The 6801-nt window shown below is 48.6% G+C and carries 5 protein-coding genes; 3 read left to right on the forward strand and 2 right to left on the reverse strand.

The genetic code is table 11. The annotated features are described in order from the left end of the window. Window positions 1–6 precede the first annotated feature (6 nt). Window positions 7–918: an acyltransferase gene (locus RJ32_RS04725; protein WP_011235792.1), complete on the reverse strand. Its 912-nt coding sequence runs from the start codon at window positions 916–918 to the stop codon at window positions 7–9. Between the two features lie 118 nt (window positions 919–1036). Between RJ32_RS04725 and RJ32_RS04730 the strand changes: the two genes are divergently transcribed. Genes RJ32_RS04730 through RJ32_RS04740 form a run of 3 tightly spaced genes read left to right on the forward strand, consistent with a single transcriptional unit; the run spans window position 1037 to window position 6142 of the window. Continuing rightward, a complete protein-coding gene (locus RJ32_RS04730; RefSeq protein WP_034819517.1) occupies window positions 1037–1636 on the forward strand; it encodes an ImuA family protein in 600 nt (199 codons plus the stop codon). Next, entirely contained in the window at window positions 1636–3039 is a 1404-nt protein-coding gene (locus tag RJ32_RS04735; protein ID WP_034819519.1) for a DNA polymerase Y family protein, read from the forward strand. Before RJ32_RS04730 ends, RJ32_RS04735 begins: the two co-directional genes overlap by 1 nt. Beyond that, window positions 3023–6142 carry an error-prone DNA polymerase gene (locus RJ32_RS04740; protein WP_034819521.1) on the forward strand — a complete coding sequence of 1040 codons (3120 nt, stop codon included), beginning with the start codon at window positions 3023–3025 and terminating at the stop codon, window positions 6140–6142. Before RJ32_RS04735 ends, RJ32_RS04740 begins: the two co-directional genes overlap by 17 nt. A gap of 12 nt (window positions 6143–6154) precedes the next feature. Here the strand turns inward: RJ32_RS04740 and RJ32_RS04745 are convergent, their stop codons facing one another. Continuing rightward, a complete protein-coding gene (locus RJ32_RS04745) occupies window positions 6155–6703 on the reverse strand; it encodes a gamma carbonic anhydrase family protein (RefSeq protein WP_034819523.1) in 549 nt (182 codons plus the stop codon). Between the last annotated feature and the right edge of the window lie 98 nt (window positions 6704–6801).

Here is a 6801-nt window from a genome sequence, read left to right on the forward strand (position 1 = left end):
ACTCCCTTAGCGGGTGCTGTGAATTTGCTTACGCATTTCGTCAATGGTTTGATCTTTTTCCTGCCAGCGCTGATTCAACCATTGTTGAAAATGGGCTCTGAAGACTTCGTCACTGGCGTAATCGCCGATTAAGTCAGCGGTAATGGGCCGTGTCTTTATATCAACATAGACGTTTTTCAATTGTCCGCTTAATAAATGCCAGACTACCGGGCGTTTATCGGTTCCCGGATAGACAATGGTAATATCCAGAATGGCCTCAAACTGACCTCCCATAATTTGCAAAGAGAAAGCCGTACCGCCGGCCTTAGGTGGCAGCAGGTTGCGAAAGGGGCTCTGTTTCTTTTCGTGTTTTTCCGGGGTAAAGCGCGTGCCTTCACAGAAATTCACCACAGTTGTAGGAATGTGGCGGAATTTGGCGCAGGAGCGTGTTGTTGTTGCAATGTCTTTGCCTTTTAAGTGTGGTTTTTTCTCCAGCAACTCTTTTGAGTAGCGTTTCATAAAAGGCATATCCAGTACCCAGCAGCCCCAGCCAATAATGGGTATCCACATAAGTTGTGACTTTAAAAAGAAGCGGGGCATAGGCATGTGGCGACGAGTCAAATGCATTAATACCAGCACATCGACCCAGCTACGGTGGTTAGCCATAACCATGTACCAGCCTTTTTCGTGGATATCGAGGTCACCTTCAATGTGCCATTCCATGCGTTGAGTCAGCTGGAACATCATTGACATACAGTACGCCCAGACTCTGAATAGAGCATTCCCCAGAAAAGAACAAATGCGCTGAGGCGTTTTAAAAGGCAGTAACACTTTAAAAATACCAATACTAATAATCGAAACACCAATAATAGCGGTGGTGATTAATCCCCATGAAAAGTTAATAACGACTCTGAAGGGAATGAGTATTGATGTCAGCATGCTGCCCTATCCTAATTAGAAACAATGAGATAAATAATAACTGAAGCCAGTAATGATGTCTGTTGGTAACGAGTAAAAATTAATGATACTGTATATATGTACAGTATTCGGAGGTTTTATGCAGACAAAGCTTCAGACTCTTATTCAGCAAGGGCTTGTTTGGCATGGTCAGGTTACCGACAATCAGACAGCAACCTTAAGCTCCGGTTTTTCGTCGTTAGATACGGCGCTGGGCGGTGGCTGGCAATACCCGGGGTTGCATGAATGGCAGTTGCCAACTCCTTTTTCGGAGCAGGCACTATTGTTGCCATTAATACAGCGTGCGGTGCAACAAAAGCAGTCAGTTTTCTGGGTAAACCCTCCGGCCTGGTTGTCGGCTGCTGGCTTACATCATTATGGACTTAATGAGTCTATGCAGGTGGTTGTTCAGACCAGTGCAGAGAAAGCTGCCTGGGCGTTTGAGCAGATATTGCAGACAAAAAATGCGCTGGCTTTAGGCTGGTTTGCACAAAAAGAGACGACAGCTCAATCTGTTCGGCGTTGGTATAAAGCTGCCCAAACCGGGCAGATGGGCGTGGTCTTGAGCGAACCCGCTTTAAATGAAGAGGCGCGGGCTTATTCTAACCGTGTACGGTTAAAGCTTGGTGAATCGGGTGTCACGCTCGACATACTAAAACGTAAAGTGGGTTGGCCGCTGGAAGGCGTTGTTCTGAACTAATGTGGCTATATTGTCATTTTCCCCAACTACTACTGGATAATCGGGTGCGCTTACAGCCTGACAGCAACACCCTGCCGCTGGCACTTTACCAGTTACAGGGTAACCAGTCGGTTATAGTGCAGTGCAACACCTTGGCGCGGGAGGCTGGGGTCAAAACCTCTATCCAGACGGTTATGGCAATATCGCTTTGTGAGCAACTGCAACTCGTTGAATATATTCCGGAGCGTGAGCAGCAGGTGTTGCAGCAATTAGCCACCCGACTTTACCAGTGGGCAGCTAAGTTAGTTTTGTATCCATCCAAAGGTCTGGCAATTGAGTTGAGTAGTCTGGCGCAGTTGTATGGCGGGATGGATGCGGTATTTAACACGTTATCCCGAGAGGTTGATGCGCTGCCAATTAAGGCTCAGCTGGCAGTCGCGGATAACCCTTTAGCCGCTCAATTATTAGCAGAATATGACTGCCCGGTTTCGTTAAACCCCAAAGAGTCTGCACAGCTGCTGGCTCAGCTACCTATTGGTGCTGCCGGTTTAGGAACAAAAACACAGAAGCATTGTAAAGCCGCTGGTTTTCGTCAGCTGGGAGAGCTCATACAGTTATCGGGAGATGAAGTCGGCCGGCAGTTGGGCCTGGAAACACAGTTATATCTGGAGCGAATTCAGGGTCGCCAGCAGCAAAGTTATAATTTTTTCACTCCACCGGAAAGTTTCCGGCAAAGCCTGGATCTGGTCACTGAAATTCCTCACTGGCAAGGGTTGTTGTTTCCGCTAAAAAGACTGTTCGGTGAGCTGGAAGATTTTCTCTATCAGCGGCAAAAAGTAACCCAGCAGGTTAGTATTGAACTGCATCACCGATATGAACCTCCTTCTGTTGTTCCCGTCGCTTTAGCTGAACCCGGCTGGCGGGGGCAGAGTTTTTTGTCGTTACTGCAGTTAAAAATGGAATCTATACCCTTGCCAGAAGCGGTTATAGAAATTACGTTGGTAGCTAACGAGCTATTGCAGTCTGAACAGCACAACAGTCACTTTTTTGGTGTGCAGCAACACCGGCATGAAACACTGCAGCTTATTGGCCGGTTACAGGCTAAGCTTGGCAACAATGCCGTGTTCTCGCCAGCCATGAATGACGACCCTCGCCCCGGTAATAACGAATTTCGACGCCCGGCAGGGGAAAAGCCTCAAATTTTATCTGCGGCGCCTAAGCGGCCTCTTTGGCTATTACAGCCTCCGCAGCCAACTTCAATTGATTTATGGCAACTACGTCACGGGCCGGAACGCAAAGTCTGTGGTTGGTGGGACGCTGGTGACATAGCGCGCGACTACTGGATTGCCCGGGACAAGTTTCAGCGTGTGGGTTGGCTCTATTTTGAGTCCGGACAATGGTATTTGCATGGTTGGTTCAGCTGATATGTTCAAAGGTTCCGGTGGAAAACCTTTTGCTGAGCTACACAGTTTAAGCCATTACAGTTTTTTGCGCTCAGCCGCTTCGCCGGAGGAACTGGTGAGGCACGCAGATGATCTGGGTTATGCCGCCATAGCAATAACTGACGAATGCTCTTTGGCCGGTATTGTAAAAGCCTATCAGGAGTCAAAAGAGCAGGGTATTAAACTGATTGTGGGTAGTGAATTCAGGGTGACCGAAGTGGGTACGCTGGTTGTGCTGGCGCCAACCCGGGAAGCCTATGCGGAGCTTTGTAAAAAAATTACACTGTTCCGTAGTCGCAGTGAAAAAGGCCATTATCAGGCCAACATCGATGATTTTTTCGACGGGTTCTCTCAGTGTCTTTTATTGTGGCAGCCAGACTTTTCTCAGGCCCAGCTTCTGGCCATTGGTGAAAAGTTGAAATCGGTATGGCAGCAGCGCTTTTGGCTATTATACGAGCGGCATTACCAGGCTGACGATGAAAGGGCTTTTCAGGCTATGGTTGAGCTACAACAGGCCGTTAAAGTGAAAGTCACCTGCGCTGGTGGCGTTCGCATGGCAACCATTGAACAACAGCCGCTGTATGACATTCTGAACGCGATTCAACATGGTGGCTCTTTAGCGCATCAGCCGGGGTTAGCCAGTAACAACGCGGAGCATCATCTGCGAAGCCTGAGTGAGTTGCAACAGTGCTACCCGCAAAAGTGGCTAGCCGAAACACTGGTTATTGCTCAGCAGTGTCAGTTTTGTCTGTCCGAACTTCGTTACGAATACCCCGTCGAACTGGTTCCTGAAGGTATGAGTGCCTCCGGCTATTTAAAGCAGTTAACTGAACAAGGCGCTCGCTGGCGTTATCCGCAAGGTGTGCCCGAGTCGATAAAAGCGCTTTATTTAAAAGAGCTAAGCCTGATAAAAGAGCAAAGCTACGAGCCTTTCTTTTTAACCATTCATGACTTAGTTCGTTTTGCCCGTGAGCAGGGAATCTTATTTCAAGGGCGTGGTTCGGCAGCAAACTCGGTGGTTTGTTATTGTCTGGGCATTACCGCGGTTAACCCGGCGCAAATTCAGGTGTTGTTTGAACGTTTTATTTCTAAGGAACGGAACGAACCTCCCGATATCGATGTGGACTTTGAGCACGAGCGCCGCGAAGAAGTCATTCAGTATATTTACCGCAAGTACGGTCGGCAGCGCGCAGCGTTGGCTGCAACGGTTATTACCTACCGTTTTAAAAGTGCTTTTCGTGATGTTGGCAAAGCTCTGGGCTTTAGTGAGCAGCAACTGCAGTATTTCCGTCGCAACTTAGACCGACGCGACAAAGAGCAAAGCTGGCAGCAACAGCTGGTGCAACAGCACCCCGAAGTCACAAATTCGGTAAGGGGGCAGCACCTTTTACAGTTCACTGAGCAATTGATGGGTACTCCCCGGCATTTGTCGCAGCATGTCGGCGGTTTTGTTATCGCTGCTGATGACTTGTCACGGCTGGTTCCGGTAGAAAATGCCTCGATGACGGACCGTACGGTTATTCAGTGGGACAAGACGGATCTCGAAAGCCTGGGCTTATTAAAAGTAGACGTGCTGGCGCTGGGCATGCTGACGGCATTACGAAAAATGCTGACGCTTATTAATTCGCGCTATGACCAGCAACTGACCATGGCAACCATTCCGCAGGAAGACAGCCGAGTTTATCAGCAGCTGCAAACCGCCGATTCTATGGGGATTTTTCAGATAGAGTCGCGGGCGCAAATGAATATGTTGCCGCGATTAAAGCCCAAAACTTTTTATGATCTGGTCATTCAAATTGCGATAGTGCGGCCCGGCCCCATACAAGGCGACATGGTGCATCCCTTTTTACGTCGCCGCGCAGGTCTGGAAGAGGTTGATTACCCTAGCGATGAAGTAAAGTCGGTATTAGAAAGAACGCTGGGCGTACCTATTTTTCAAGAGCAGGTAATTAAGCTGGCTATGGTCGCGGCTGGCTTTAGCGGTGGCGAAGCGGATCAGCTTCGTCGGGCAATGGCTTCGTGGGGGCAAAATGGGCATTTAACCCGCTTTGAAGACAAGCTTATTAACGGCATGCTGGAGCGAGGTTATAAGCAGGAGTTTGCAGAACGGTTGTTCCGGCAAATTTGTGGCTTTGGACAATATGGTTTTCCTGAGTCTCATTCTGCCAGTTTTGCTAATTTAGCTTATGTGTCGTCCTGGTTTAAGACCTACCACCCGGCTGCTTTTTATGTCGGTTTACTGAACAGTTTGCCTATGGGTTTTTATTCGGTATCGCAGTTGGTACAGGACGCACAACGCCACGGCGTAGCGTTTTTGGCTGCGGATATTAACGCCAGCGACTGGAACTATTGCTGGTTGCCTAAAGAAGATACGAACTCTGATGAGACTGTCCGCATGGGCTTAAGGCAAATTCAAGGCCTATCCGAAAGCAGAATAAAACATACGTTGATGCAAAGGCCGGAGGACGGTTTCACCAGCATGCATGAATTGCGAAAAAGCGGATTGCGGGACTCCGATATCAACGCCCTCGCCCGCGCCGACGCATTAAAGAGCATTGCTGGACACCGGCATCAGGCACATTGGCAAAGCTTGTCTATGAGTGATCAGCAAATGCCGTTGTTTGAGAATGTTAAGGATCGCCCTGCCCGCCAACTGCCTGCGCCTGATGAGCCGGACAATATAAAAGCGGATTATGAGTCGACCGGATTGACCTTAGGCCGCCACCCATTAGCTTTGCTGAGAAATAACCCTGAGTTAAAAAACTGTGTTATGGCCCGCGACCTAATGACCTGCCGCTCAGGACAAGTGCTGACTCTGGCCGGCTTAGTCACCTGCCGTCAAAGGCCTGGCACCCGTAGCGGCGTCACTTTTTTAACTTTGGAAGATGAAAGCGGAAACAGCAATGTGGTGGTCTGGGCGAATACCGCCCGCCAATTTCGACAATGCTTCCTGACCAGCAACCTACTTTGGGTAAAAGGCATTGTCGAAATTCACGACGGTGTGGTGCATGTTATTGCAGGCCGGTTAAAAGACTTATCCGGCCTGTTAAGTTTCTCTCGACTGGAAAGCCGTCGTTTCCACTAAGCTTCCATTAACTTAAGAAACTGGACTCACCTGTAAAAGGTAGTCGTCTTTTAAATCGACGTAGTTTTGTGCCGATTGGCTTAAAAAGTTCGTCTCACCACTATTAAGGCGTCTTTTCTTTTCAACTGGGCTGCCGACATATAAGTAGCCACTTTCTAAGCGTTTGCCCGGAGGAACCAGACTACCGGCTCCAATAATGACATCATCCTCTATTACGACATCATCCATTATAACGGCTGACATGCCTACTAATATGCGGTTACCCAGTTTGCAACCATGCAGCATGCAATGGTGCCCTACGGTAACTTCGTCCCCAATAACTAAGGGATGCCCATCAGGGTTGGCTTTGGATTTACGCGTAACATGAAGAACGGTTCCATCCTGAATGTTGCTGCGCTTGCCAATAGTAATACGGTTAACATCGCCTCTCGCTGCGACCATAGGCCATACGCTGCTGTCATCGCCTATTGTAATATTACCGACAATGACCGAACTGGGGTCCAGGTAAACGCGTTCACCGATAACTGGTTCATATTCACAGTAACTACGGATATCTGCCATAAGTGTGCTCCTGAGTTAAAAGCTGTTACAACCTTTATAGCAGATAGAGGTAAATAGGTCATGTCTGGCCTAAGTTTGGCGAGAAAAGCAGCGTGTTG

It is taken from the genome of Idiomarina sp. 28-8, from assembly GCF_000320945.2.
Lineage (GTDB): Bacteria > Pseudomonadota > Gammaproteobacteria > Enterobacterales > Alteromonadaceae > Idiomarina > Idiomarina loihiensis.